General features: G+C 38.0%; 25 protein-coding genes and 2 pseudogenes. 14 read left to right on the top strand and 13 right to left on the bottom strand.

Annotated features, from left to right (window positions below; translation table 11 throughout):
• Window positions 1-13 precede the first annotated feature (13 nt).
• The 5 genes from ACTWQM_RS02520 to ACTWQM_RS02500 all read left to right on the top strand — a co-directional run bounded on the left by ACTWQM_RS02520 (window position 14) and on the right by ACTWQM_RS02500 (window position 5,010).
• Window positions 14-526: a TRAP transporter small permease gene (locus tag ACTWQM_RS02520; protein ID WP_443256587.1), complete on the top strand. Its 513-nt coding sequence runs from the start codon at window positions 14-16 to the stop codon at window positions 524-526.
• On the top strand, window positions 523-1,794 hold the full coding sequence (locus ACTWQM_RS02515) for a TRAP transporter large permease (RefSeq protein WP_443256586.1): 1,272 nt from the start codon (window positions 523-525) through the stop codon (window positions 1,792-1,794). The genes ACTWQM_RS02520 and ACTWQM_RS02515 overlap by 4 nt, the downstream gene beginning before the upstream one ends.
• Before the next feature lie 24 nt (window positions 1,795-1,818).
• The gene (locus tag ACTWQM_RS02510) at window positions 1,819-2,613 is read left to right on the top strand and encodes a creatininase family protein (protein WP_443256585.1); all 795 of its coding nucleotides are present in this window, start codon (window positions 1,819-1,821) and stop codon (window positions 2,611-2,613) included.
• Window positions 2,614-2,723: 110 nt separating this feature from the next.
• Window positions 2,724-3,740 (top strand): TRAP transporter substrate-binding protein, encoded by a 1,017-nt coding sequence (locus tag ACTWQM_RS02505; protein ID WP_443256584.1) that lies wholly within the window; start codon window positions 2,724-2,726, stop codon window positions 3,738-3,740.
• Window positions 3,741-3,822: 82 nt separating this feature from the next.
• Window positions 3,823-5,010, top strand: a complete 1,188-nt coding sequence (locus ACTWQM_RS02500) for a M20 metallopeptidase family protein (RefSeq protein WP_443256583.1) — start codon at window positions 3,823-3,825, stop codon at window positions 5,008-5,010.
• 530 nt (window positions 5,011-5,540) lie between these two features.
• Here ACTWQM_RS02500 and ACTWQM_RS02495 read toward each other — a convergent pair.
• From ACTWQM_RS02495 to ACTWQM_RS02475, 5 genes and pseudogenes are all read right to left on the bottom strand, one after another.
• A pseudogene (locus ACTWQM_RS02495) lies at window positions 5,541-5,832 on the bottom strand (transposase); the annotation flags it as partial.
• A 381-nt stretch (window positions 5,833-6,213) separates the two neighbouring features.
• Window positions 6,214-6,426: an AroM family protein gene (locus ACTWQM_RS02490; RefSeq protein WP_443256582.1), complete on the bottom strand. Its 213-nt coding sequence runs from the start codon at window positions 6,424-6,426 to the stop codon at window positions 6,214-6,216.
• 162 nt (window positions 6,427-6,588) lie between these two features.
• Window positions 6,589-7,029 (bottom strand): MarR family winged helix-turn-helix transcriptional regulator, encoded by a 441-nt coding sequence (locus ACTWQM_RS02485; RefSeq protein ID WP_443256581.1) that lies wholly within the window; start codon window positions 7,027-7,029, stop codon window positions 6,589-6,591.
• 21 nt (window positions 7,030-7,050) lie between these two features.
• Window positions 7,051-7,527: a glutathione peroxidase gene (locus tag ACTWQM_RS02480; RefSeq protein ID WP_443256580.1), complete on the bottom strand. Its 477-nt coding sequence runs from the start codon at window positions 7,525-7,527 to the stop codon at window positions 7,051-7,053.
• 109 nt (window positions 7,528-7,636) lie between these two features.
• Window positions 7,637-8,023 (bottom strand): hypothetical protein, encoded by a 387-nt coding sequence (locus ACTWQM_RS02475; RefSeq protein WP_443256579.1) that lies wholly within the window; start codon window positions 8,021-8,023, stop codon window positions 7,637-7,639.
• A gap of 379 nt (window positions 8,024-8,402) precedes the next feature.
• Here ACTWQM_RS02475 and ACTWQM_RS02470 point away from each other — a divergent pair, with 379 nt between their 5' ends.
• Window positions 8,403-8,912 (top strand): hypothetical protein, encoded by a 510-nt coding sequence (locus ACTWQM_RS02470; RefSeq protein ID WP_443256578.1) that lies wholly within the window; start codon window positions 8,403-8,405, stop codon window positions 8,910-8,912.
• Between the two features lie 111 nt (window positions 8,913-9,023).
• On the opposite strand, the gene ACTWQM_RS02465 is transcribed toward ACTWQM_RS02470, so the two are convergent.
• From ACTWQM_RS02465 to ACTWQM_RS02435, 7 genes are all read right to left on the bottom strand, one after another.
• The gene (locus ACTWQM_RS02465) at window positions 9,024-9,962 is read right to left on the bottom strand and encodes a threonine ammonia-lyase (protein WP_443256577.1); all 939 of its coding nucleotides are present in this window, start codon (window positions 9,960-9,962) and stop codon (window positions 9,024-9,026) included.
• A 513-nt stretch (window positions 9,963-10,475) separates the two neighbouring features.
• Entirely contained in the window at window positions 10,476-11,903 is a 1,428-nt protein-coding gene (locus tag ACTWQM_RS02460) for an aldehyde dehydrogenase family protein (RefSeq protein WP_443257077.1), read from the bottom strand.
• 39 nt (window positions 11,904-11,942) lie between these two features.
• On the bottom strand, window positions 11,943-12,698 hold the full coding sequence (locus ACTWQM_RS02455) for an SDR family NAD(P)-dependent oxidoreductase (RefSeq protein WP_443256576.1): 756 nt from the start codon (window positions 12,696-12,698) through the stop codon (window positions 11,943-11,945).
• Window positions 12,699-12,711: 13 nt separating this feature from the next.
• Window positions 12,712-13,779, bottom strand: a complete 1,068-nt coding sequence (locus ACTWQM_RS02450; RefSeq protein ID WP_443256575.1) for a tartrate dehydrogenase — start codon at window positions 13,777-13,779, stop codon at window positions 12,712-12,714.
• Window positions 13,780-13,806: 27 nt separating this feature from the next.
• Window positions 13,807-15,072, bottom strand: coding sequence for a TRAP transporter large permease (locus tag ACTWQM_RS02445; RefSeq protein WP_443256574.1), 1,266 nt, complete (start codon window positions 15,070-15,072; stop codon window positions 13,807-13,809).
• Window positions 15,053-15,544 carry a TRAP transporter small permease gene (locus tag ACTWQM_RS02440; protein WP_443256573.1) on the bottom strand — a complete coding sequence of 164 codons (492 nt, stop codon included), beginning with the start codon at window positions 15,542-15,544 and terminating at the stop codon, window positions 15,053-15,055. Before ACTWQM_RS02440 ends, ACTWQM_RS02445 begins: the two co-directional genes overlap by 20 nt.
• A gap of 69 nt (window positions 15,545-15,613) precedes the next feature.
• Window positions 15,614-16,624 (bottom strand): TRAP transporter substrate-binding protein, encoded by a 1,011-nt coding sequence (locus ACTWQM_RS02435; protein WP_443256572.1) that lies wholly within the window; start codon window positions 16,622-16,624, stop codon window positions 15,614-15,616.
• 264 nt (window positions 16,625-16,888) lie between these two features.
• Here ACTWQM_RS02435 and ACTWQM_RS02430 point away from each other — a divergent pair, with 264 nt between their 5' ends.
• From ACTWQM_RS02430 to ACTWQM_RS02420, 3 genes and pseudogenes are all read left to right on the top strand, one after another.
• Window positions 16,889-17,548, top strand: coding sequence for a FadR/GntR family transcriptional regulator (locus tag ACTWQM_RS02430; protein ID WP_443256571.1), 660 nt, complete (start codon window positions 16,889-16,891; stop codon window positions 17,546-17,548).
• Between the two features lie 631 nt (window positions 17,549-18,179).
• Window positions 18,180-18,587, top strand: a pseudogene (locus tag ACTWQM_RS02425) (CAP domain-containing protein); the annotation flags it as partial.
• Between the two features lie 20 nt (window positions 18,588-18,607).
• Entirely contained in the window at window positions 18,608-19,468 is an 861-nt protein-coding gene (locus ACTWQM_RS02420; RefSeq protein WP_443256570.1) for a protein phosphatase 2C domain-containing protein, read from the top strand.
• Between the two features lie 150 nt (window positions 19,469-19,618).
• On the opposite strand, the gene ACTWQM_RS02415 is transcribed toward ACTWQM_RS02420, so the two are convergent.
• Entirely contained in the window at window positions 19,619-20,212 is a 594-nt protein-coding gene (locus ACTWQM_RS02415; protein ID WP_443256569.1) for a TetR/AcrR family transcriptional regulator, read from the bottom strand.
• Between the two features lie 146 nt (window positions 20,213-20,358).
• On the opposite strand from ACTWQM_RS02415, the gene ACTWQM_RS02410 reads away from it, so the two are divergent.
• From ACTWQM_RS02410 to ACTWQM_RS02390, 5 genes are all read left to right on the top strand, one after another.
• Window positions 20,359-21,690, top strand: a complete 1,332-nt coding sequence (locus tag ACTWQM_RS02410) for a short-chain fatty acid transporter (protein WP_443256568.1) — start codon at window positions 20,359-20,361, stop codon at window positions 21,688-21,690.
• 20 nt (window positions 21,691-21,710) lie between these two features.
• Window positions 21,711-23,246, top strand: coding sequence for a class I adenylate-forming enzyme family protein (locus ACTWQM_RS02405; protein WP_443256567.1), 1,536 nt, complete (start codon window positions 21,711-21,713; stop codon window positions 23,244-23,246).
• A 1-nt stretch (window position 23,247) separates the two neighbouring features.
• Window positions 23,248-24,435, top strand: a complete 1,188-nt coding sequence (locus ACTWQM_RS02400) for a thiolase family protein (protein WP_443256566.1) — start codon at window positions 23,248-23,250, stop codon at window positions 24,433-24,435.
• Between the two features lie 185 nt (window positions 24,436-24,620).
• Window positions 24,621-25,418, top strand: a complete 798-nt coding sequence (locus ACTWQM_RS02395) for an ABC transporter ATP-binding protein (RefSeq protein WP_443256565.1) — start codon at window positions 24,621-24,623, stop codon at window positions 25,416-25,418.
• Window positions 25,396-26,157, top strand: coding sequence for an ABC transporter permease (locus tag ACTWQM_RS02390; protein WP_443256564.1), 762 nt, complete (start codon window positions 25,396-25,398; stop codon window positions 26,155-26,157). Before ACTWQM_RS02395 ends, ACTWQM_RS02390 begins: the two co-directional genes overlap by 23 nt.
• Window positions 26,158-26,175 lie beyond the last annotated feature (18 nt).

The raw sequence follows: 26,175 nt of genomic DNA, 5'->3' as shown, positions 1-26,175 counted from the left end.
AGGAGGTATGACTTTGAAAAAACGTAAGGATATGGCATATTTTCTGCGTTATTTATGTAGCTTTCTGCTGGTAATTATTATAGTTATTACACTACTTCAAGTATTCTGTAGATTTGTTCTAGACAGTCCTCTTACTTGGACTGACGAATTATCAAGATTCCTTCTTGTATGGATGGTATTTCTTGGTACGGCCGTTGTTTCATTTGATGATAAGCATTTAGCAGTGAATCTTGTACAGGAAAATATGTCAGCAAGAACGCACTTGGTAACCACTTTAATTATGAGAACTGTTATCATAACTTTTCTAGCAATTGTAATATACACATCAATTGAAGTAGTAATGGTAGCGCACTATCAGAAAACTGGAGCATTAGAGATTCCTTTCTCTTTCTGGAGAGCAGCAGCACCTGTCGGGTCATTATTAATGATTATATACACATTAATAAGAAGCATTAATGATATAAAAGATTTTAAAGCCGGTTCTTATAATGATAATGATTTGCGAGAGGAGGAGTTGCACAAATGATTTTTATAATTGTCCTATTAATGGTCTTATTAATTGTGTTAGGTATGCCGGTTGCGTTTGCTCTCGGATTATCATCTCTAGTCTACTTAGTAATTGAAGGAGTAGATTTGGGAATGGTTGCTCAAAGCATGGTTAGAGGGGTAGACTCCTTTACCTTACTCGCTGTCCCTTTTTTCTTATTAGTTGGAGAGTTAATGAATTCAGGAGGTATTACAAATAAAATCATTGATATTGCACGGGTTATTGTTGGTCACATTAAAGGTGGACTTGCTCAAGTAAACATCTTAGCTAGTGTAATGTTTTCGGGTATTTCCGGGTCAGCGACTGCGGATACGGTAGCATTAGGGTCAGTGTTAATACCTTCAATGGAAAGAGAAGGTTACGATAAAAAATTTGCTGCTGCTGTTACTGCTGCTTCTTCAATCGTTGGTCCAATAATACCTCCCAGTATTACACTAATAATTTTCGGAATTGTTACTCAACAGCCTATCGGACCATTATTAATTGCCGGAATCATTCCTGGACTAATGCTAGCTGGTTCACTTATGGTTTATACCTATTTCTTATCAACCAAAAGAGGTTATCCAAGTTATAAAAAAGCAACATTTAAGGAAGCTAGAAGTGCTTTTTCATCAGGTTTCTTAGCATTGTTGCTACCAGTAATTATTGTAGTGGGAATAGTAAGCGGGGTTTTTACTCCAACAGAATCTGCAGCAATAGCTGTATTATATGGAATAATTATTACATTCTTTTACTACAAGAACGTAAATGTTAAATCTTTTGTGGGAATTATAAAAAGATCAAGTTTTGACACTGCAAATATTTTATTCACCCTTGCAGCAGCAACAGTATTCGCTTGGGTAGTTACAAGGTCAAGAATATCAGTTATTTTAGGAGAAATTATTTTAGGGATTTCAACAAATCAATACGTCATTCTTACTATGATGGTTGTATTTTTACTGCTTATCGGATTATTTATGCTTCCGTCTGAAGCAATTATAGTTTTCGCCCCAATCTTAACACCAATTGTCATGCAAGTGGGGGTTGACCCAATTCATTTTGGTGTGCTTATGGTATTAAGTTTGACTATTGGAGGTGCAACACCGCCAGTTGGAATATTACTATACATTGTTGCAGATATTGCTAAATTAAAATATACGACCTTAGTTAAAGAAATGATGCCTATGTATGTTCCTTTAGTCGTATCAGCATTTGTAGTTGCTTTTGTTCCAACACTTTCATTAGTTTTTGTAAATATGTTTTTTTAACAATTAGTCTTAGGAGAGATAACAATGAACATTAAAAAGAGTGCAATACATCAAATGACATGGAAAGAAGTAGAGAACGCTTTTAAAGAGGATCCCGTAGTAATCGTCCCTTTAGGCTCAATGGAGGAGCATGGACCACACTCTATAACAGGAGACTTCCTTGCTGCTACTGAAATTGCAAAGAGAGTATCGGATAAAACGGACGCTCTTTATATTCCTACAATACCTTTTGGGAATTCCGAGTATTTTAGGGGATATCCTGGTACAGTTTCGCTTTCTCAAGAGACTGTAATTCGAATTTTAGGAGACATTTTTGTAAGTCTAATGGAGCATGGTATCTCTAAAATCGTAGTTTTTAATGGACATGCTGGCAATGGACCAGCAGTTGATCAGGTAGCCAGAAATATAAGAAGAAATCATAAAGTGATGATCTCTTCAATAGATTTATGGCAAACACTGAGTTCAGAGAAAAAGTCTGAGATTTATAATGAGGAAGACCCATCAGGTCATGGCGGAGAGCCTTTAACTTCGATTATGTGTTATTTATATCCAGAAGACATGAGAATGGACCTTCTACAAGAAAGTCTGGAGGTTAATCATAAGTGGGAAAACTTTGAAATTGAAAACTTTAAAAAAGTAAAATTAAAGGACTCTTCAGCTAACTTATATTTTAATATGGAGGAAATTTCAGTTAAAGGAATTATGGGAAATCCGTCTCATTCATCAGCATCTAGAGGCGAAAAGATAGTAACTTATTTAACAGAATATGGAACAGAGTTAGTTGAAAAGGTATCTAATTCGAATATGAAGTTGAAATAAGCTTTTATTTTAATAATTTAAGGAGGTGTAACATTTAAGAGTTTACCCAAGGCAAAAATACTAGATTCAACATTTATAAAATCAAATTACAAATTAGGGGGCTTCTCGAAATGAAGAAATTACTTTTAACTTTAGGTATTATAACAGTGATGTTATTTTTAGCAGCTTGTTCAGAAGATTCTGGCAGTTCAGGCTCAGGCGCGAAAGACGAAGGAGAAACATTTGAAGTAACATATAGTACTTGGGCAAGTGAGGGTGAACCTGCTTATCAGGGTATGGAGAAATTCAAAGAAATTGTGGAATCAGAAACTGATGGAAATGTAACAGTAGAATTGTTTCCAGGGAATCAACTTGGGTCAACAGCAGAACAAATGGAGCAAGTGAAGATGGGCACGATTCAAATGATGTCAAGTGGGGATCCTGGATTGGATGAAATTGAGTATCTAGCCCTTCCATATTTAATGAAATCTAATAAGCATTGGACAGCAGTTTTAGAATCTGACGTAGGTAAAGAATGGAATGGTAAATTAAAGAGTGAGCAAGGTGTAAGAAATATCGGTATATTACCACGTGGCCCAAGAGTAGTATCCTCAAATAAAGAAATACACAACCCGGAAGATATGAAAGGGCTGAAATTACGTTCTCCGGCAGTAGATTATTATGTACAAACATTTGAAGCTTTAGGTGCAAACCCAACACCAATGGATTTTGGTGAGGTATATAATGCCCTTCAAACTGGGTTAGTAGAAGGTCAGGAAAACCCACTAGAAACTATCTATGCTGCTGGTTTTCACGAAGTTCAGGACTATGTAATTAATACAAACCATATGTTTAAGCCAGCTTTTGTAACTGTTAACGAAGAGTTCTTCCAAAGCTTACCCGAAGACTATCAGCAAATCTTCCTTGATGCAGCGAAGCAGGGTGAAGAGTATGCACAACAACAACTTGATAAAAGTGCGGAAGAAATGATGAAGGAAATGAAAGAAAGTGGGGTTGAGTTTATTGACCCAGACATTGAAGCTTTTAAAGAAGCCACACAAGTTGTTCGTGATAATTTAGGTAAGGAAGTATGGGGCGAGGAAGTATATAATAAAATCGTAGAAATCGGCCAATCAGAATTGGAATAAGGTAAGAAATGTGGAGGTTATATTTTAATATAACCTTCCTCTTTTTTGAAAATATTATATAAAGTAAGAAGGAGTAATTCAAATGGATATTCGGTCAATCACCTCTGAAATCAAAGAACAAATGATTCTAATAAGAAGGCATCTTCACAAAAATCCAGAGTTAAGTATGAAAGAATACAACACGACAAAAATAATTATAGAGACCTTAAAAGATACAAATATTGAACTTTCAGAATTGCCTAATGGAACAGGGGTTGTCGGTGTGTTAAGAGGGGGTAGTGAAGGTCTAACTTTAGGCCTTCGTGCCGATATTGATGCCTTGCCTATAATAGAGAATACTGGATTAGACTTCACATCAGAAAATGAAGGAATTATGCATGCCTGTGGTCATGACATTCATACGACTGTTTTATTAGGTGCCGCATTGGTGTTAGATAGAATGAAAGATTCTTTAGAGGGAAACATTAAGTTTATCTTCCAGCCAGGAGAAGAGATAATGAAAGGGGCACAATTTGTTATGGAACAAGGGGTGCTTCAAAATGAACCAAAAGTAGACCGGATTGTATGTTTGCACACTTGGCCACTAATTGAAGCTGGACAGATTGGTGTACGAAAGGGCCCGATAATGGCAGCCACAGATTCATTCGAGATAGAAGTTCAGGGAACGGGTGGTCATGCTGCTCATCCACATAAAAGTGTTGACCCGATACCAATCGCTGGTGAAATAATAGGAGCTTTACAAACAATTGTTTCCCGAAGTATTTCACCTTTGGAATCTGCTGTTGTGACGTTTGGTCAAATAAATGGGGGGAATGCAGATAATATTATAGCTAATAAAGTTGTTTTATCAGGGTCGGTTCGCACATTAACTCCAGAAATGAGAAATCATATAAAGGAACAAGTAGTACAAATAAGTGAACACATTGCGATTGGTCATAAATCTAAAGCAACTGTATCGTTTAAACCTGGAAGTCATCCAGTTATTAATAATAACGAATTAGTTGAGGTAATGTCAGATACTGTAAAGGAATACCTAGATGAGGAAAGTTTAGTTTACTTACCTGAGCCCTCTCTTGGAGGGGAAGATTTTTCCTTCTATCTTCAAGAAGTAGAAGGAATGTTATTTAGACTTGGAACAAAAAATGAACAGGAGGCATCCACTAGATCATTGCATAATCCGGGTCTCATTTTTGATGAAAAAGCAATACCGACCGGTATCATAGCAATGAGTTCGTTTGCGTTGGAGTATTTAAAAGTTGGTAAAAAATAGGGGGATAAATAATCAACTGTAATGATAATGTTCTGGATGGTGCCGACTGCAGCAGTGTTTAACCGTTGGGTGAATGAAGACACATCTTCAAGAAAATCTGGATCGGGTATTAGCTAAGAGCTTTGGGATGTTTGTCGGAGGAGGCTGTGTTAGCTACTCGGACAATTAGGGCCATGTTCCTCATTTAGTAGTCTAATAGTAGCATTAGACTAACATCAGCCATTGGGGTCAGCTCACCGTAAATAATAATCCTGGGATTGGATATAAAGTAGATATAGAGGAAGTGGATAAGAACACCATCGAAAAGAAAGTCTTCAGGCATAGTAACTAGATTAGTAGAAGCTGTTAGTATTGGTAATAACCATGGGCTAACAGCTTTTTTATGGGACGATTGGGGATAGGTTGAGACCACTGATAAGTGCCCTTTTTAAAATAGGTTTCTACGAAAAAGAGTACAGATTCTCAAAAATCTGTACTCTTTTTAATAATTTGGTAGAAAGGGTATTTGAAAAAGCATTTGAAAAAGCTTTTTTAGAGGATAGTATCCCTGATATCCTATTTAAGTTAACCGCTATCGTGGTGAATTTAGCTTGTATTTCCATACTTCTTAGTACTTCTTAGACCGTACCCCCTGGTACGATCAAACCCGTGAAATTGCTTCATTTCCCCATTTTTCCATTCCTGATAAAATCTATTTTTATATTTTTCTTTGAATTCTTCTGATTTTTGTTCCTGACTATATCCATAGAAGAATGTGGTGTTAATGCCTAGTTCTAATACTTTCCCTACTGTTTTCCCTGTAATACATTCGCTCCTATAGGGTAGGCCTTACATGTTGTCTAATACTGAGTAGATGCTTAATTGTGCAACATCATTATTGAGCATAGAAAGTCCACCGTTGTGTGCTTGGTAGTAGTTTTGGAAATACTTCTATTCATCATTTACCCGAAAAATTTTGCGAACTAATGTTTTACCGTTAGCGAATTCTACGTACTACAATCGTTGATTTTAACTGTTGGTGGCGACACCTGCGGGAATAGCATGAGCCTTGGACCCCGCAACCGATAGCACGAGGAGGCTCAATTCACGCCCACGGAAAGCGTTCGCCTGCAGAGGCAATTAATAGGTCTAGCACATTTTCAAATAGTTTGGATTTACTACTTTATTTTTAATTATGAAATTGAATCAATTATTTAAAATAACTCAGCTATATTTCAAAAAAATTACATTTCTAGATAGTAAGACTTTTTTGAAAGTATATTTTTGAACAATAGCTTTCATTTCTTGGGTATATCCCATGCAATCAAGAATAATTGCATGGGCAGGCAGTTCATTTAATTGACGTGCTGCAGTTACTAAATCTGCTTCCCTAAAATTGTATGGGGAGCATGTCGTTGGTATGGCAGATATATCCACATCTTTCGAACTTGCGCAATAGGGATTCAACTCGCTCGAAAAGGGGTCTGACTCGTGCAGAGGCACAGTAGGGACAGGTTCCTTGTCCCGGCACTTCAAGTCTTCAGTCTTTAATTACAATGTCATCCTGTGTTTCGTCTTGTAATCCTCTGTCCCTCGAAACTATCCTTTACTCTGACTCATTAGTTTTCCATGAAGAGCCTTTAACTGACTTAACAGTAGTTCGTAGTCAGCTAATTCGATGTTACAAGAGTTCACTTCTCTTGTAATAGCTTGTTTGATGGCGTCTTTTTCTTCTATAGCTTTTGGCTGTAGGAACACACAAACTTTTCGCTCATCTTTAGCAGTACGCTCTTTTTTAACCCAACCGTTTCCTTCCATTCTTTTGATCATCGGGGTTAATGTCCCGGTACCTAAATTTAATCGGCCACCCAATTCTTTGACTGTTATCCTGTCATTCTCCCAAAGGGCTAATAAGACTAAATATTGTGGGTAGGTAATACCAAAGGGATGAAGTACTTTTGAATATAATTTAGTAAATTGATTGTTAACGTCATAAATTGCAAAACAAAGTTGATTATCTAATGTTAAAAAATCCTGCAAAGAACTCATCCCTTCTATAGATTATAATTGTTTCATAATATCTTTTTCTATTTTACTGGGTTTTTTTGTCGGTGCAAAGCGTTCTACTACATTTCCATTTCGATCTGTTAGGAATTTCGTAAAGTTCCATTTGATGTCTTTAGAAAGAACACCACCTTTTTCTAATTTCATATAGCGGTATAAAGGATCCTCATTTTCCCCATTTACATCAATCTTGCCATACATCGAAAACGTCGCTCCATAATTTAATTGACAGAACTCCGTTGTTTCCTCAATATTATCAAATTCCTGGTTGTTAAATTGACCACATGGAAATCCCAAAATCTCTAAACCTTGATCATTATATTTATCATAGATTTCTTGAAGTTCCTTAAACTGATCAGTTAATCCACACTTACTGGCAGTATTTACAATAAGAAGAGGCTTTCCTTCAAAAGCTTTTAAAGGTTGCTCGGAACCATTTGTTTTCTTAACGGTAAAATCATAGACAGTTGTCATCATGAACCCCCCTATTTCTAATTAATTGTGCGCGATTTAATCATACACGATTAATTAGTGTGATCCAAATATACAAAACATCTCGTGATCGTGAAGACATCTGCTCCCCCTAACGACCAAAATCAGTCCAATCATAATTATTCTCTCGTTGTTTTCGTTTCTGTTCCTGTTTTTTACTTTTTACACTTTTTTCCTTGGTGAATGTCATAATGTAGCCGCAATCCTCACATGCGTATTTGTGAACATCTGAATCACAGTCAAGAAAGGAATTCTTCTCCTCTGATACCAGCATCAGATTAATATCAGTCCTCGTATCTGTATGATGGTCTATATCAGTATCTACGTCGACATCGATATCAACTGGATACTCGAAACTGTTCGCCATCGTTCTTACATTATTATAGGCAGTTGAATAAATATCGACGTTAACATCAATAGTATAGTATCCTTTACGGAAGTGTTCTCCACCACACACTAAACAATTGATTTCACTCACAACAATTCCCCCTCATCTGAATGTATATTTTTTGATAAGGATTGTTATGATAGCGGGCAGTACATTGGCAGCTGTCTTATTTACTGAGTGGGTGGACTTTAAGTTAAAGGGAGAAAATACCTTTCTTTTAAATATTATCGTTTCTATTGCTGGGGAAGTGGCATATGGATTAGAAATTTATATCCAATGCCAATTTTTTAACGTGGGGATCGATTGTAGTGAAAACAGATGCTATTTTGACTGGACCACACGGAGCGGGACGATGAACCTGACCCCTCTGTTCCTAAAAGTGTATCCCTAAGTATAATATCAAAAACTACCTTCATCCAATATAATTATAAGATGGTTTAAGTTTATAAAAATATGGGAGGATTCGTTGATGATTAAAAATAAAGTTGTACTGATTATTCTTGGTTTAACTATCGTCACCTTGTTTTTGAGTGGCTGTGGAGACGATGAAGTCACCATTCCGATTGGAGATAATGGAGATAGTGTATCTGTAGGTGGGGATGAAGGAAGTGAAGTAAAATTGGAGTCAGAGAATGGAGAGGGCGTTTCAGTAAGTTCATCTCAGGAACTGCCGGAAGAATTTCCTGAAGAGATTCCTTTTCCTGGTGAATATAAAATCATCAGTACAGTACAAGTAAATGAAGGGGATACTAATGGACTAACTGTTTCATATTTAACTGAGTCGGTGAATGTAGATGAAATTATGGATATGTATAAGGCTTTCATGAATGAAAATGAATATAAACTAGTTAGTGAAATGAATATGAATGGTATAAATAGCTTGAGTTTCCACAATGACAAGTTAGCAATAAACACAAGTGCTGTGCCCGAGGACTCCGGAATCATGGTAAATCTAAGTGTATCCTTTGTGGGACAATGAGGGACAGGAACCTTGTCCCGGCAGCATAGTTAAAGGGGGAAGGAGGGAAGGGGACAAGAGGGACAGGTTCATCGTCCCAGTTCGACAGCAGTGGGACAAGGGACCTGACCCCTATGTCCCATGTTTACGTACATCCAGATTACCGCCGGAAGCGACGCATGCTACGTTTTTGTCCCGTACGCCCAACTTTCTGAACATTGCCGCAGCTACTGCGACAGCACTGGATGGTTCAATGACCTGCTTCATTCGTTCGAGAACAAAAAATAGAGCCTGCTGGATTTCTGTTTCACTGACTAATACCAGGTCGTCCAAGTATTTTTGCAAAACAGGAAATGTCAGGTCACCAGGCTGATTCGTTCGTAGCCCATCGGCAATTGTACTTGTTCCAGGAATTGAGGTAATCTTACCCTTTTCTAATGAAAGGTATGTATCATTAGCGGTTTCCGGTTCGACTCCAATCACTTTTACATTTGGCTTTGTTTCCTTGATCGCAGTTAATATTCCGGAAACAAGACCACCACCACCGACTGGGACAACGACCACATCCACATCATCTAACTGCTCCAGTATTTCCAGCCCAACTGTACCTTGCCCTGCCATGATATAGGGGTCGTCATATGGCGGAATAAACACGCCATTTTTTTCAGCTGCTAACACCTTTGCGCGAGGTAATCTTTCCGCTGAAGTCGTCCCACATTTTTCAATCTCCCCATTATATTCTCGAATTGCATTTAATTTACTGGCCGTAGCATCCTCAGGTACAACAATTGTGGCTGGAACTCCAAGAACATTGGCAATATACGCAACTGCCTGCCCGTGATTTCCAGATGAAGCAGCTGTCATATAGGTCGCCCCTTCCTGAACGGATTGTTTAACTTTATTGGTTGCACCTCTTATTTTAAAGGAACCTGTTTTCTGCAAATGTTCACTTTTTAAGAACATGTTGTTCCCACAAATGGAAGAAAGCGCTGTGCAGGTAAGGATTGGCGTTTCTTTGATCGCATCTGAAATTTGTTCGGTTGCTTGATGTATGTTTTTTAAAGTAATCATAGGGTACAACTCCTTCATGAAACATATTGTTGGAATTATTTTAATTGTATATAATTCTAAAATCACTTTCCCATATAAGTATAGTAATTCTTTTATTGTTTTAGAAGGAAGGAATAAGCACATGAAGATGATAGAATTTCCATTACTCAGAGAAATAGATATAAATAAGTGTCTTGATTGTTAATAGATCATAAATTTTCTACAAATGTTCACTTTTTAAGAGCATGTACGTTCCCGTAAATGGAAGAAAGCGCTGTGCAGGTAAGAATCGGCGTTTTATTGATCGTATTTGTAATTTGCTTAGTAGCTTGATGTATGTATTTAAGTGTGATCATAGGGGGGAGGACACCTCTAGCAGCATTCTCAGTAATATGGACGGAAGACATAAAGCGGATTAAACCATGTTGAGATTAAATAGAAATTAGAATATATAGGGAAGTAGGACAAATTGGACAAGAAGGGGAGAGTGGGGGTGGATTAATCAACCCCACCCCTTTAATATCCATGTTTCTCTTACATTTTGAGTGCGATATTTTTTAATGTTGTATAATTTCGCAATGCCTCAAGTCCTTTTTCTCTTCCAAAGCCACTTTTCTTGTATCCGCCAAATGGCATTTGAATTCCGCCACCAGCACCATAATTGTTAATGAACACTTGGCCTGCACGAATTTGGCTGGCCATACGATGAGCACGACCAACGTTTTCTGTCCAGACGCCGGTTACTAAGCCGTATGGTGTATCGTTTGCAAGTTTTATTGCTTCTTCATCATTTTCAAAGACAAAAACAGAGACAACCGGGCCGAAGATTTCCTCTTGCGTTAAGGCGCTTTCCTGCTTCACATTATCCAAAACAGTTGGTTCGAAATAAAATCCGGTTTCTGCTCCTTCGACTTCAACACCTTCACCACCGGTTACAATGTTCACATTTTCTTTACGTGCAATTTGCATGAATTCCTCAATCCTGTTGAATTGTTTTTCTGTCAGTATTGGACCTAAATCGTGATCATCTTCTCCTTTTCCGATAGTTATAGCTTCCATTCGTGCTTTAACTTTTTCCAAGAAATCTTCTTTAATATTCTGTTGAACTAATAACCGGGACCCAGCAGAACATGTTTGTCCCGCATTTTGAATAATTGACTTAACTACCCATTCGGCTGCTTTATCCTGATCAGCGTCGGCAAATACAATATTTGGTGATTTCCCGCCAAGTTCCAAAGTCACGGGTACAATATTTTTCGCTGCTGCTTGCATGATTGCTGTTCCAGTTTGGACTGAGCCGGTAAAAGTAATATGGTTAATATCCGAATGATTAATTAATGGTGCTCCTGCTTCATTACCATACCCTGTAACAACATTATAGACTCCTGTAGGTAGTTTCGTTTCTTCAATTAATTCTGCTAGTTTCAACGCAGTCAAAGGTGTATCTTCTGCGGGCTTCACAACAACTGTATTCCCTGTTGCTATAGCTGCTGCGACACTTCGTGAGGTAATCTGAATCGGATAATTCCATGGAATAATATGCGCGGTTACTCCAACTGGCTCACGCACGGTATAATCAAGCACGTCAGCTTGAATTGGAATTGTTTCTCCTAAAATTTTATCTGCCATTCCTGCATAATATTCAAAATAACGAGCAGCCGCTTCGACATCATTTTGGCTCTGACTGAGCGGTTTTCCAGTATCACGTGTTTCCATTTGAGCAATTTCTGATGCAGCATCCCTAATTTTTTTAGCAATCTTATATAAAATCCGGCCACGTTCATCAGGTAAAAATGTGCGCCATTGCTCGGATTCAAACGTCTCACGTGCAGCTTTAACAGCTTTTTCTATATCAGCAGTGTTGCCTCTTGGCACAGTTCCGATTGTTTTTTGTGTTGCCGGATTTCTTACGGTAATAGTTTCATCATCTGCATTTGAACACCATTCGCCATTAATATACATCAACTGACTTTCACGCACTTAGCACGACCTCCTTAAAAATTAGATTCCACGACCGCCATCAACATTCAAAATACTGCCTGTTACCATTTGTGCTTCACTAGAAGATACATATAAAACTGCTGATGAAATGTCCTCAGGTGTTATTAACTGTCCAAGTGGCACACTCTTTTTAAATATTTCGTCCTTTGTTTGGTTAACATTCTCACCACTTCTGGAAAATTTTCCAAGCATGGTTGTATCAGATGGACCAGGATTTATCCCATTCACACGTATACCGTGTTCTGCTAATTCAACAGCTAATGCTTTCGTTAACGTTGTCGCCGCCCCTTTTGATGCAACATAGGCATTTAACCCTGGGCGTGCTCGCTCCGCTGCTATGGAGATAATATTGGTGATGACTCCGTTCCCTTGTTTTTTCATATGTGGAACTAGTTCTTTACTTATCAAAAATATCGCTGTTGCATTTACTTCCATAAGCTTATTCCATTCCGCCAAGCTAACTTCTTCAATGTTCGTAGCTGCCTGGGCAATACCTGCAGCGTTCACAAGTACATCAACTGTCTCATATTTATCAATTGCATGTTGAACCGCTGTTTTCACTGCAGTTTCTTCACGAATATTTGTATTGATGAGCATTAAAGAATCCGTATGAAGGTCTTTCACTGATAATAATCGACCAAAATTTAAGTCGAGAGCAACGACATTGGCACCTTCCTCCAAGAATCTTTCGACAATAACTTCACCCATGCCACCGTTTGCTCCTGTCACCACAACATTTGTATTTTTATAACGCATTTTCAACCAGCTCCTATAGTTGTTTGTCTAATTCCTGTATGATTGCATCACCGACTTCTGATGTAGATGCATTTCCGCCTAGGTCGGGTGTCAGCACTTCGCCATTTACTAGTACAGCTTCAATTGCGTGCATTATTTTTGCTGCTAAGTCATCGCGTCCAAAATGCTCTAGCATAAGTGCCGCTGACCAAATTTGTGCGATTGGGTTGGCTATTTTTTTACCGGCAATATCTGGAGCAGAGCCGTGAATCGGTTCAAACATCGATGGAAAGTTTCGTTCTGGGTTTAGATTAGCTGACGGTGATAATCCTAAACCACCCACCAAAGCAGCACCTAAATCGGTTAAAATATCCCCAAATAAATTAGACGCAACAAGCACTTCAAACGTATGTGGCTTATTAACAAAATATGCTGCAAGTGCATCAACATAAATTGAATCAAGTTCAATTCCGTCATAGTCTAAAGCTACTTCATTTACTACGTCATCCCACAGTTTCATCGAATGAATAATGGCATTTGATTTAGTAGCACTGACAACACGGCTGATTTCATTTTTTCTTGCGTAATCAAATGCATATGTAGCAATTCTCTCCACGCCTTTTTTTGTAATAATCGTATTTTGAATTGCCATTGCCTGGTCTGTCTGATCATAGATTCGTCCACCACTGTTGGAGTACTCGCCTTCAGCATTTTCACGAAAAACATAAAAATCAATTGGTTCCTCATTCTGAAGTGGGCTTGTAATCCCATTGAGTTGCTTAATTGGGCGTAAATTTACATATTGCTGGAATTGTTTTCGTATTGGCATAATCAATTCCCAAACAGGTATATGTTCTTCCACCCGCTTATCACCGAGTGCGCCGAAGAAAACTGCATCGTACGTCTTTAGCTTTTCCAGGCCATCATTTGGCATCATGCGACCATGTTTAATATAGTAGTTACTATTCCATTCAAATGTCGTACTTTCAAAGGTGAAACTTGTATCCAAATCTTGTAATTTCAATAAGACTTTCATTCCTTCTTGAACTACTTCTGGCCCTATGCCATCACCTGGTAATACTGCAATTTGATATTTTTGCAACAACCTAACACCTCAATTACTATTAATTTATTTTGTTAAAAACAAGCTGATACTTGGCACGAATGAAATAATAAGCACACTTATAATCATGACAATAACAAATGGAATAATGGCTACAATTAGCTTTTCGATTTTTGTTCCTGATATATTGGAGGCAACAAATAAATTCACACCAACTGGCGGTGTTATAAATCCAATCGCCAAGTTGACAATCATAATAATTCCAAAATGAACCAAATCAATGCCTAATGCACTAGCAATTGGAGCAAGGATTGGAGTTAGTATTATAATTGCTGCCGACGTTTCCAGAAACACACCAACAAACAATAATAATAAATTTATAATTAACAATGCGATTACCCAATTGTCGGTAATACTTAGCATAAACTCAGCGAGTTCTTTTGGCACACGTGCTCTTGTCAAATAATATCCAAAAACAGATGCACCAGCGATGATAAACATGATAACTGCAGTTATGACCACAGAAGAAGAAAATATTTCAACTAAATCGGAAAGCTTAATTTCCCGATAAATAACAATACCAACAATCAGACCGTAGACAACAGCAACAACTGCTGCTTCGGTTGGAGTAAAAATACCTCCATAAATACCGCCTAAAATAATAACCGGCATAAGTAAAGCCAATATCGCATCAGCAAAAGCTTTCAGGATTTCCATGAAGGAGTACGTTTCGCCACCGCCATAGTTCCTTTTCAAAGATATGACATATACTAAAATCAATAATGAACCGGTAACCAATATTCCCGGAATAATTCCTGCGATAAATAATTCACCAATCGAAACGCCCGCTGTTACGCCATACAATACTAGTGGTACACTTGGCGGGATCATAATTCCTACTGTTCCCCCAGCAGCCTGGACAGCGGTTGAGAAGCTTTTATCATATCCTTTTTTGACCATGGCTGGAATTAGCAAGGAGCCAACGGCCGCTGTCGTTGCGGCTGCTGAACCAGAAATTGCAGCGAAAAATGCACATGCTACAATTGATACTATCGCCAGTCCCCCGTTAACTCTACCAAACAATACATTGGCAAAATGAATAAGCCTTTGCGATATACCACCACTTTCCATTAGTTTTCCGGCCAGGATAAAAAATGGAATTGCCAACAGCGGAAAGGAGTCCACAGCGTTAAACATTCGTTGCATAATGACTATCAGGGAAACATCTCCTTCGATAAAGAAGATCGCTGCAGAAGCCGTTCCTAGTGTTACTGCAATGGGGACATTAATTAAAAAGAGGACAATTAGGATGCTAAACAGTAGGAGTGTCATCAAGATCGCCTCCTTTTTTCATATCGTTTACGTAAACAGCAATTAAATTAATAGTAAGTAATAAGCCGCTAACTGGAATAGCTGCGTACACTATCCCCATTGGAATTTCGAGCACCGGTGAAGTTTGCAACATAGTATTGGATACAAGATCGTACCCGCTGAAAACCATTAGTACAAAAAAAATCAGGCTGACAAAAGTCGCAGCTGTTTGCAATATCTTTTTTCCTAAACCTGAAAGTAAATTGACAAAAAACTCGACACCTATATGCGCCTTTTGGGACATTGCATAAGCTGCTCCCAAGAAAGTCAACCATACAAGTGAGTAGCGCGCCAATTCTTCTGTCCATGCAAGTGGACTATTGATTGCGAATCGAAAAATAACCTGCATAAACACAGAAGCTACTAAAACGAGCATGATTACATTGAGGAGATGTTTTAACATGAAATTGGTAGTGTTAATAATTTTCTGCATCCTACATTTACCCCCTTTAAGAACAAAATAGGGAGGAAAAGTATCCTCCCTTATCAAACAAGTTTGACTCTATTGAGCATCTCTAATTTCTTGTAGAAGATCCTGATGTTCTACTTGCTCGTATACTGGCTCGACTTTTTTCTGGAATGGTTCTGTATCAACTTCTTCGATGATTTCCATTCCTTGTTCTTTTAATTTTGTTAATGATTCTTGTTCCATTTCGACAATTAGCTCGCGTTCTTCAGCACCAGCCTTCTGAGCTTCTTCCACTACAATTTTACGTAAGTCTTCAGGTAATTCTTCATAAGTTTGTTTACTCATCATGTACACTGCAACAGAGTAAACATGGCCGGTTAATGACATGTACGTTTGATTAGATTCATAAAGGCTGAATTGATCTGCAACAATAGCAGGATTTTCTTGTGCATCTACAACACCTTGTTGCAGTGCTGTCAGTGCTTCGGTCCATGCCATAGGAGTTGGTTGAGCCCCAAGGGCTTCAAAAGCAGCCAGGTGAATATCATTTTCCTGTGTTCTAATTTTTAACCCTTCTAAGTCTGCGGGTTTTTCTATTGGGTGTACACCGTTTGTGATGTGTCGATAACCATTTTCTCCCCATGAGAGGCCAATAATGCCTTTTTCTTCCATCTTATCAAACAATTTGTCGCCGATTTTGCCTTCCAGTACATTAACGGCTGATTCTCGATTCTTAAAAAGAAAAGGGACATCTAAAACCTCTAGCTCTGGAACAAAGTTCGTTACTGGCGCCGTAGAAGAAACGACCATATCAACCGTTCCAAGCGTCATCCCTTCAGTTAATTCACGTTCAGCACCTATTTCGCTGTTTGGATAGACTTCGATCACTACTTGTCCATCCGTACGTTCTTCAACTCTGTCGGCCATATTTTCAAAAGCAATATGGTATGGGTGGTCATCTGGCAACGAGTGACCCGCTTCAAGCGTATACACCTTATCATTTCCTTCTCCATTGCTTCCTTCTGCATCATCACTACTACAAGCAGTTGAAAATAATGCTAATAACAATCCAATTAATACGATATAAAATGGCTTTGCTTTCATTTATTCTCCCCCTTAGTTCATAAGTATCCGCCGAGAAATGCTTTAGTATTTCATTAATTAGTGCAAACAAATTGATAGTAGATTTAGCGTAGTTTTTAAATGAAAGATTACTTGGCGTAAATAATACGTATGATGTAATATGTATATAATAGTATCTAATTCTTACTCTTTTGTAAATGGAGAATTTACTAAAAAATTAAATTATTTTGAAACGGATGTGACAAAGTGCAATTATTGTTTCAGAAACTACATTCAAGTGAGAGAATGTCCTCACAAATTGTAACTGTAATAAAAGACAGATTAGTGAATGGCTCACTAAAACCAGGTCAAAAACTACCCACTGAACAAGCATTAATTGAGCAATTTGGAGTGAGCCGCACTCCCGTCAGAGAAGCCATAAAAACGTTGGAGGCAATTGGAATAATTGAAATTAGACGGGGGGAAGGGATGTACATCAGCAATGCTGGAAATAATTCTATTTTAAATCCACTTATATTCAGTTTATTGCTACATAGCAATAACACAGAGAAGCTAATCGAATTTAGGCAACACTTTGAAATTCTTATGGTAAATATTTTAGTAACAAAACCTGCTGTCAATCTGCAGCACATTGAGAATGTCTTACAATCACAAATAGAGCGCATGAACTATGAGTTATCTTCTGAAGAACTAGTGAATATCGATTTGGAATTTCACTATACGCTTTTAGAAGAGACAGAAAATCCGTTTGTCATAGAAATTGGGAAAACAATCTATGAAGTTATTCGGCCAAAAATGAGTCACTTTAAAGATCCGAGAAATATCCAGCGAACACTTGACACGCATCGATATTATCTAGAAATACTAAAAGGGGACATACCATTCGAACCAACTACCGAAGTAATTCGGAAGATAAAGATGAATGAAGAAATGGTTGATGAGTAGCCTAATATAGGTGGGTTTGATGTTTCACAGATTGTATTTGATATTTGCTCAGATGCTTAATGAATGCTCCTGTGTATTCCTATATAGAACTTGGATACGGAAATTATTTGCTGATTCTTTTCCTATTTTTAAAGTGTAAAATGGAAAAGTTAATAAACGAGCCTTATCTTTAGATCACATTATTTCGATTAAATAAGAATTAGACTGGAGATAATGCCTAATAACATTTCGCGTTTTGTTTTTTGATGATGAAAAAAGGGAAATATTACATAGTGGATTTTCATGCAGGTATCATAAACGATATAGACACCCTGACTTCATGAATGATATGTTTAAAGAGATTTCACAAATGAAGGAGTGAACACAAATGTTGAGATGGCTATTTGTGTTTGTTGCTATTTTATTTATGGTGTCGATTCAAACACCAGATACAGTGCAGAAGACGTGGAAGGCTGACAAAATAGAAACAGCGACTTTTGATAAATGGACGGTAGATGTAAAAGAATGGCTCGCTGACAATGATATAAGTGTTGCGAAAATTAAAGCTAATTTAACGCAACTGGTGAGGGTTCCAAAAGGTGGAGACACGGGACCGAAAAGTTCTTCAGAGCAAAGTGCTTCGTCGGACCTTGAGGCAAAAGATCCTTCCGAGTTTGAGAAGGAAGTAGTTGAACTTGTTAATCAGGAACGGGCAAAAGAAAACCTGGAACCGCTGAAAATGCATGATCGTTTAAGCAGTCTTGCCCGAAAGAAATCCCAAGACATGGCGAAAAATAATTACTTTAACCACACATCGCCAACATATGGTTCTCCCTTTGATATGATGCAGCAATTCAACTTTTCTTATAGTATGGCTGGAGAAAACATTGCGGCCGGGCAACGCAGCCCTGAACAGGTTGTAGAGGGTTGGATGAATAGTGAAGGACATCGAAAAAATATTATGAAAGATGGCTTCACACATATTGGTGTTGGATATGTAGAAGGTGCCGGACTACCATATGGAACCTATTGGACACAGCTTTTCATGACACCGAGATAAGTTTGGGGAGGTTGACTGATTTGGAAATAACCAAGGTATATAAAAAGGGCGATAAAGAAATTAATGAGGATGCCTATGTTATAAATGAAGATTCTCGTATTTTTGCGGCTATTGATGGTGCAACAGGGTTGGATGGTATTCCGGGGTATGTAGCGTCACAAGCAGTACAGGAAGAATTACAGCAGTTAACGCAAGCTAAATCCCTCTATGAAAGTATGCAAATCTCAAATGAAAAGTTAAATGGAAAAGCTGTGGAATACTATGAAACTAATTTTAGGAAACTAGATACTCCCAGTATTAACGAGATACCAAAAAGGCAGAGAAGTTCAACAGGTGTGGCTGCTGTCCAATTTGATCAAAAGGGGTTAGCTTTTGACTATTTTCATGTAGGGGATTGCATGTTGTTCCTGAAATATGAAAATGGTGAAATACGCACTGTTACTTATGATCTGGTCCAATACCTGGATCAAGTCGCGATTAACGAAGTTGTTAAGTTACGTGAGGCAGATGGAAATGAGTTGGATATAAGAGACCTTCGGGAAAAGGTCAAGCCCATTTTGCTCCAGAATCGGGATAAGCTTAATTCGACTGATGGATACAGCGTTATTGATGGCAGTGATGAGGCATTCGATTATATCGAGTATGGGAGAATCTCGCTCAATCGAGTTACTGGAATTCTTTTACTAAGTGATGGTCTGCTTTTGCCTACAGAATTGGATGAAACCGATGCATGGAGCAAAACTGCCGAAATAGCCTTTACCAGTGGCTTGGATGGGTTGTTGGGTGAGGTTGATAAAAGAGAAGAAGCTGATCCGCAGTGTATCAAATATCCTCGAATGAAACAGAGGGATGATAAGACTGGGGTTTTGGTTGAGCTGTAGAAAGGGGACAGGAACCTTGTCCCCCTATTTCCTGAAATATGTGAAAGATTAACAAACTGAGACTTATTGATTTGATCTATTTAACAATCGATACTGAACACTTCTTCTGATTGTTTAGGTTTCGTCATATAAAATCTTCTTTCATTTAACTTACTTTTCCAAACCGTTTATCATCACTTGAAAAAGGTCTTTATGGTCTTCGATAAGTGAAAAACTCCCCTTATGAATACTCCAGTCGTATAAAATACCACGCATTACCTGAAGGCAGATGGTCATCATTTTTTCTGGTGAATAATCTGAACGAAATTCGCCAGCATCCTGCCCTTTTGTAAAGATTCCCATTAAAATAGCATAAAGAGGTCTGTCGGGGAGTAAGAAAAAGCTTTCTCTCTCTACATTGAGTTCTATTTCATAAATCGTACGAACCACATCCCATCCGAGATCTCGCTCAATATAGGTCATTTGTAGACGAAGAAATTCTGTTAATTTATCAGTATACTTGGTTTCATTGGCAATTATATCAATTAATTCATCCACGTAATAATCATCAATTTCTTTGAATTTTTCTAAAAAAACGTCGTGCTTACTTTTGAAATGTGTATAAAAAGCTCCCTTTGATGTGCCTGTCTTATGAATGATTTCATCGACCGTAACTTGGCTAAAACTTTTTTCTTTAAACAGCTCTAATGCAGCACCTGAAATTTTTTTCTTTGTTTGTGAAGCCTTGCATTTCCTAGTATTCATTTTATTCTCCTTTTTTAGAACATTATAAATCAATTGACAAAGAGACTATGGTCTGTCAAAATCAAATATAATTAATATTAGCAACTTTACATATCTATTGTAAAGCATTAATGTAAGCGTTGCCAAAGAAGGGGGAACTTTTTAAAATGTTACGTTCGATTTCTGAACGCTTAAGAATTATTATTGAAAAGTATTTACCAAATGCATTTATCTTTGCAATTTTATTGACCTTTATCACGTTAATAATGGGGATGACGATGACTAATGAGGGGCTAATGGATATGACCACTCATTGGTATAACGGATTCTGGGACTTCCTGGCATTCACGACACAAATGATTCTTATATTAATTACGGGCTATGCATTAGTGAAGGCACCGCCTGTTGAGAAATTATTAATTCGTGTGGCTTCAAAACCAAAAACACAAAAATCAGCTCTAATCACTACTATCTTGGTAGCGGCTGGGGCAGGTTACTTTAGTTGGGGACTAGGTTTCGTACTGGGTGCATTATTTGCAATTGAGGTTGCTAAACGTGTTCCAACAGTAGATTTTCGCATATTAATCGCAGCAGCATATACTGCTGTTATTGCGATTCTGCCAGCAAGTATTACATTAACAGCTCCACTACTTGTAAATACGCCAGATCATTCCTTGGAGGAAACTGTAGGTCTGATACCACTAACCCAAACAATTTTTAGTCCTACCATGCTTTTAACAGCGTTTATTGGGTTGGGAGTAATCATTTTTGCTTACCTTAAAATGATGCCGGAAAAGGATGAAGTAGTTCCTTTTAATGGTGATGAAAACGGAGAATCTAAAAAGCCAGAAGTTAAGGTGAGAAATACATTTGCAGAAAAAATGGATCATAGTAAACTCATAAACTATGCAATTGTTGCTTTTGGTTCTTTATGGATTATCATGTATTTTGCTCAAAATGGGTTTAATTTAGAGCTAAATATATTAAACTTCAGTTTCATTATTTTGGGCCTAGCATTACATGGTTCACCTAGTAGTTATTTAGAGGCGATCATTAGCGGAATGCCGTCTTCGGGTGGTATTTTACTTCAGTTTCCTTTTTATGCGGGAATTATGGGAATGATGGCAGGGTCTGGACTAATATCAATTATTGCAGAAACCATTGTATCATTTTCAAATGAATTTACATTCCCGTTACTAACATTTATTTCTGGGGCGATTGTCAATGTGTTTGTGCCGTCTGCAGGAGGTCAATGGCAGATTCAAGGGCCAATTATGTTAGAAGCACTGCAGTCATACAACTTACCCCCCTCTGTTGTAGTTAACTCAGTTTCAATTGGGGATGTGACAACCAACTTATTACAGCCATTCTTTGCATTACCGGCATTAGGTCTGTCTGGACTTGGTCTAAAAGATATATGGGGATATTGTCTTGTTTCTATGATTCTATTGTTTATAGTAGCTTCAGTTATTATTACAGTTATGCCATTACTTACTTAAGTTAGCAAGGAGGAATCGCAGTGCTTACACATGGTGACATGACCATTTACACGTACCTTAAAAAACAAGCAAATTATTTTAAAACCAAACCATTTCTTTACTTTGAAGAAGAAGTAATATCGTATACAGAAATGCTTATGCGAACAAATAGAACGGCCGCATGGCTGGAACAAAGTGGAATTAAAAAAGGCGATACAGTAGCCATCATGTTAAAGAACTCTCCTGTATTTTACGATATATGGTTCGCATGTGGCGCTTTAGGGGCTATTATGTTGCCAATTAACGTAGCATCTACTGCTTCAGAGTTGAGGTATTTTCTCGAGCATTCTGATAGTAAAGGGTTTATATTTGATGAAACATTAATAACCGAAAAGCATAGGGAAGTAATGGTGGATGTACCTTTACGCTTTTATCAATCTACAAACACAGATTGGAAGCAAAAAGTAAGTTTAGAAGACCCCAGTCCACATGATAAAAACGTGCATGCTGAGGATGTTTGTGGAATTATGTACACATCCGGTACAACAGCTAAACCAAAAGGTGTATTGGTCACACATGAAAACTATTTGTATGCAGGTCACTCGTCTGTGTTGTATCAACAATTAACACCTGAGGATCGCTATTTGATATTTTTGCCATTATTTCACGTTAACTCACAGTATTATTCGTCAATGGCGATGCTTGTTGTTGGGGGCTCAATTATTCTGCAAGAAAAATTTAGTGCCAATACGTTCTGGGATGATGTAGAAAAATATAAACCAACTGTATCCAGTTTTGTTGCAACAATTATAAAAATCCTAGTGAGGTTAGAGTCACATCCTTATGAAAGGCAACATTCAATACGTCAAATCGGCTATGGGTTATTTGTAACAAAAAATGATGTTGAAACATTTAAAGAGAGATTTGGGATCCATTTATTTCAATGGTTCGGTATGACAGAGTCGATCACAACAAATATTACAACACCATTATACGAAAGAATGCCAATGGATGAAGAGACAGGAATATTATCAATTGGTAAACCAGGACTTGGGCAGGAAGTTAAAATAATAGATCGTGAAGGATTTGAATGCCCAACTGGAACAGTGGGTGAAATTACGATTAAAAGCCCTTCTCTTATGAAAGGGTATTATAAAAGTGAAATAGAAACGAATAAGACAATAAAAGAAGGCTGGTTGTATACCGGTGATAATGGCTATATGAATGAGGATGGATTTATATGGTTTGTGGATCGAAATAAAGACATGATTAAAAGAGCAGGAGAAAATATTTCTTCGGTTGAAATTGAAAATGTATTATCAGACCATCCATCTGTAATCAATTGTGCGGTGGTTGCTTCACCTGATGAGTTACGAGAGGAAAAGGTGGTAGCTTATATTGAAACAGAAGATAATACATTATCAGCAGAAAAATTAACTTCATTCTGTAAAGAACGCTTATCATCTTTCAAAATACCAGAAGAGTTTCACTTTGTTGAAGAATTTCCGAGGACTTCGATTGGAAAAATACAGAAAAATGTACTACGGGAAAATATCAGGTTATCAGGAGGAATGTAAATTGGAATCAGTTTATATAATTGAAGGTGCAAGAACTCCTTTTGGAATATTTGGTGGCGCGCTCAAGGATATTACAGATATTAGGTTGGGTGTTACTGCATCACAAGAGGCTATAAAGAGAAGCGGATTATCTGCTGAAGAGATTGAAGATGTATCATTTGGTAATGTCATTCATACCAATATTTCATCCTCTTATTTGGCTCGACATATTGGATTGGAAAGTAGGGTTCCTCAGTCTTCTTCAGCCCTAACGGTTAATAGATTGTGTGGTTCCGGATTACAGGCAATTATATCAAGCACCCAAAATATTATGCTAAGTGGTGTTAATACCGCTTTAGCAGGCGGAACAGAAAATATGAGTCAAGCTCCACATGTACTTCGGGATACTAGGTTTGGATCACCTAATGGGTCTCCTAAGGTTGATGACATGTTATGGGGGACACTTACAGATGAATATATTGGTTGTGGAATGGGTGTTACAGCCGAAAATCTTGCAGAGAAATACAGTGTTTCACGCGAAGAGCAGGATGAATTTGCACTAAAATCACATAAAAAAGCAGATGCTGCTACCAAATCAGGTAGATTTTCAGAGGAGATAGTCCCGGTTACTGTTACTAAAAAGAAGCGAGAAAAGGTAATTTCAGAAGACGAACATATTCGTACAGATATTAAGGTAGAGGATTTATCAAAATTAAAACCTGCTTTTAAAAAAGATGGTTCTGTAACAGCTGGTAATGCAAGTGGTATAAATGACGGAGCGGCTGCTGTTATACTTGCATCTGGGTCATACTTGGAGGAACGTCGTGATATAACCCCACTAGCACGAATTGTTTCATGGGGTATGGCTGGAGTTGACCCTGAAATAATGGGGATTGGACCCGTCGCTTCTAGTGAAAAAGCGCTTAAAAGTGCTGGTCTAGAGTGGACAGATATAGATTTAATAGAGTTAAACGAAGCATTCGCATCACAGTCATTGGCAGTTTTAAAGGAATTAGAGGTTAATCCTGAAATTGTAAATGTAAATGGTGGGGCGGTCTCATTGGGTCACCCGGTAGGTGCGAGTGGGACACGTATAACTTATTCACTCGCTATTGAAATGAAAAAGAAAAAAGTAAGGTATGGGATGGCTACATTATGCATTGGCGGAGGACAAGGAATTGCAGTAGTTTTAGAGAATCCAGAACTGTAAAAGAATAGTAGATCTTGAATAAATTTTTGACACGAGTTATCAATTTTGTTGGTAACTCGTGTTTTTAGGTAGTAGGGATTTCTTCTGAATTTAGGGATAAAAACCATTGACACAAGAACGGTCAAATGAGTATACTGTAATAACCAAGTTAGTTGATAGGGATTATCATGAAAGGGGGTAATTCATTGTTTCTTGAATTGAATCATGTTGGAAAGACCTTTACAGACGAAGAGAAGCAGTCATCATTTGAAGTTTTTTCCGATATTGACATAAATGTATCTGAAAACGAATTCGTATCGATTTTGGGGCCGTCTGGTTGTGGAAAATCGACGTTGCTATCGATGGTCGCAGGACTTGAAAACGCCACTGATGGATCAATTTTGCTTCAGGAAAAGGAAATCAAACAGGCTGGACGTGATCGTGGTATGGTTTTTCAGCAACCTTCGTTATTCCCGTGGCTCAATGTTCGCGATAACATTACCTTTCCATTAAAAGGGATTATGAGTAAAAAAGAGGCTAATGAACGTGCGGATCACTATCTTAAAATGGTCCACTTAAGCAGGTTTAAGAATAGCTACATTTATGAACTGTCTGGCGGAATGCAACAGCGTGTTGCGATAGCACGGGCACTTGCAATGGATCCGAAAGTCTTATTAATGGATGAACCATTTGGAGCGCTGGACGAACAGACACGCCATATATTGCAGGATGAGTTAATTAAAATTTGGCAGGAAACACAAAAAACGATCCTCTTTGTGACGCACAGTATCCAGGAAGCTATTAAACTGTCAGATCGTGTCATTGTGATGGGGACGCGTCCTGGGCGTGTGATATCTGATTTTAAAGTAGATATACCAAGGCCAAGAAAGCGTGAGGATCAAGTAGTAATTGAGCATGAAAAGAAAGTTATGGATTTGCTTGAAGGTGAAATAAAAAAAGTCTTAGAGGAAGAGTTATCAAATGAAGTTCAATATAGTCGTTAAACGTGTACTATTTTTAGCTGTGATCATTGGATTATGGCAGTTGGTTTATTCGATGAATATGTTTGCAGATGTTGTATTTCCGTCCCCTGGTAAAGTTTGGGCAGCATTATATAATGGCTTTGCAGATGGGGATTTCGTCAAAGCATTAGGGGCGAGTTTTAAGCATTTGTTTGCAGGCTTGTTCATGGCGATTTTTCTGGGAACGATTGTTGGTGTGATACTTGGTAAATCAAAGCAGGCGGATGAGACAGCGGGCATGTATTTGATTGCCTTACAAAGTATTCCGAGTATTGTCTGGGTTCCACTTGCTATCATGCTATTTGGGTTCACCGAATTTGCGGTTGTATTTGTTGTTGTTTTGGGCGGAACATTTGTTATGGCCTTAAATGTCAGGTCAGCAATTCATAATGTCCCACCTCACTTCGTACGGGCGGCAAGAACGATGGGAACGAGCGGGTTTGGATTATTTTACCGTGTTGAGATACCTGCAAGTATTCCCTATTTCATGTCAGGTGTCAGGCTCGCCTGGGCATTCAGCTGGCGCGCATTAATGGCTGGTGAATTACTAAGTAATGGACCAGGGCTCGGCTATTCGCTGAGATACGCGCAGGACTATGCCCGCATGGACCAGGTTATTGCAATCATCATTATTATCGGGCTGATTGGCGCAATCGTTGATCAACTTGTCTTTTCTAAATTAGAGAAAAACGTTATGAAACGTTGGGGATTAGTTAAATAAAATGAAGGGTGGAAGTTT

It is taken from the genome of Virgibacillus sp. L01 (assembly GCF_052246775.1).
GTDB lineage: Bacteria > Bacillota > Bacilli > Bacillales > Amphibacillaceae > Lentibacillus.
The sequence above is the reverse complement of the archived record's forward strand: the minus strand, read 5'-3'. Positions and strand labels throughout refer to the sequence as shown.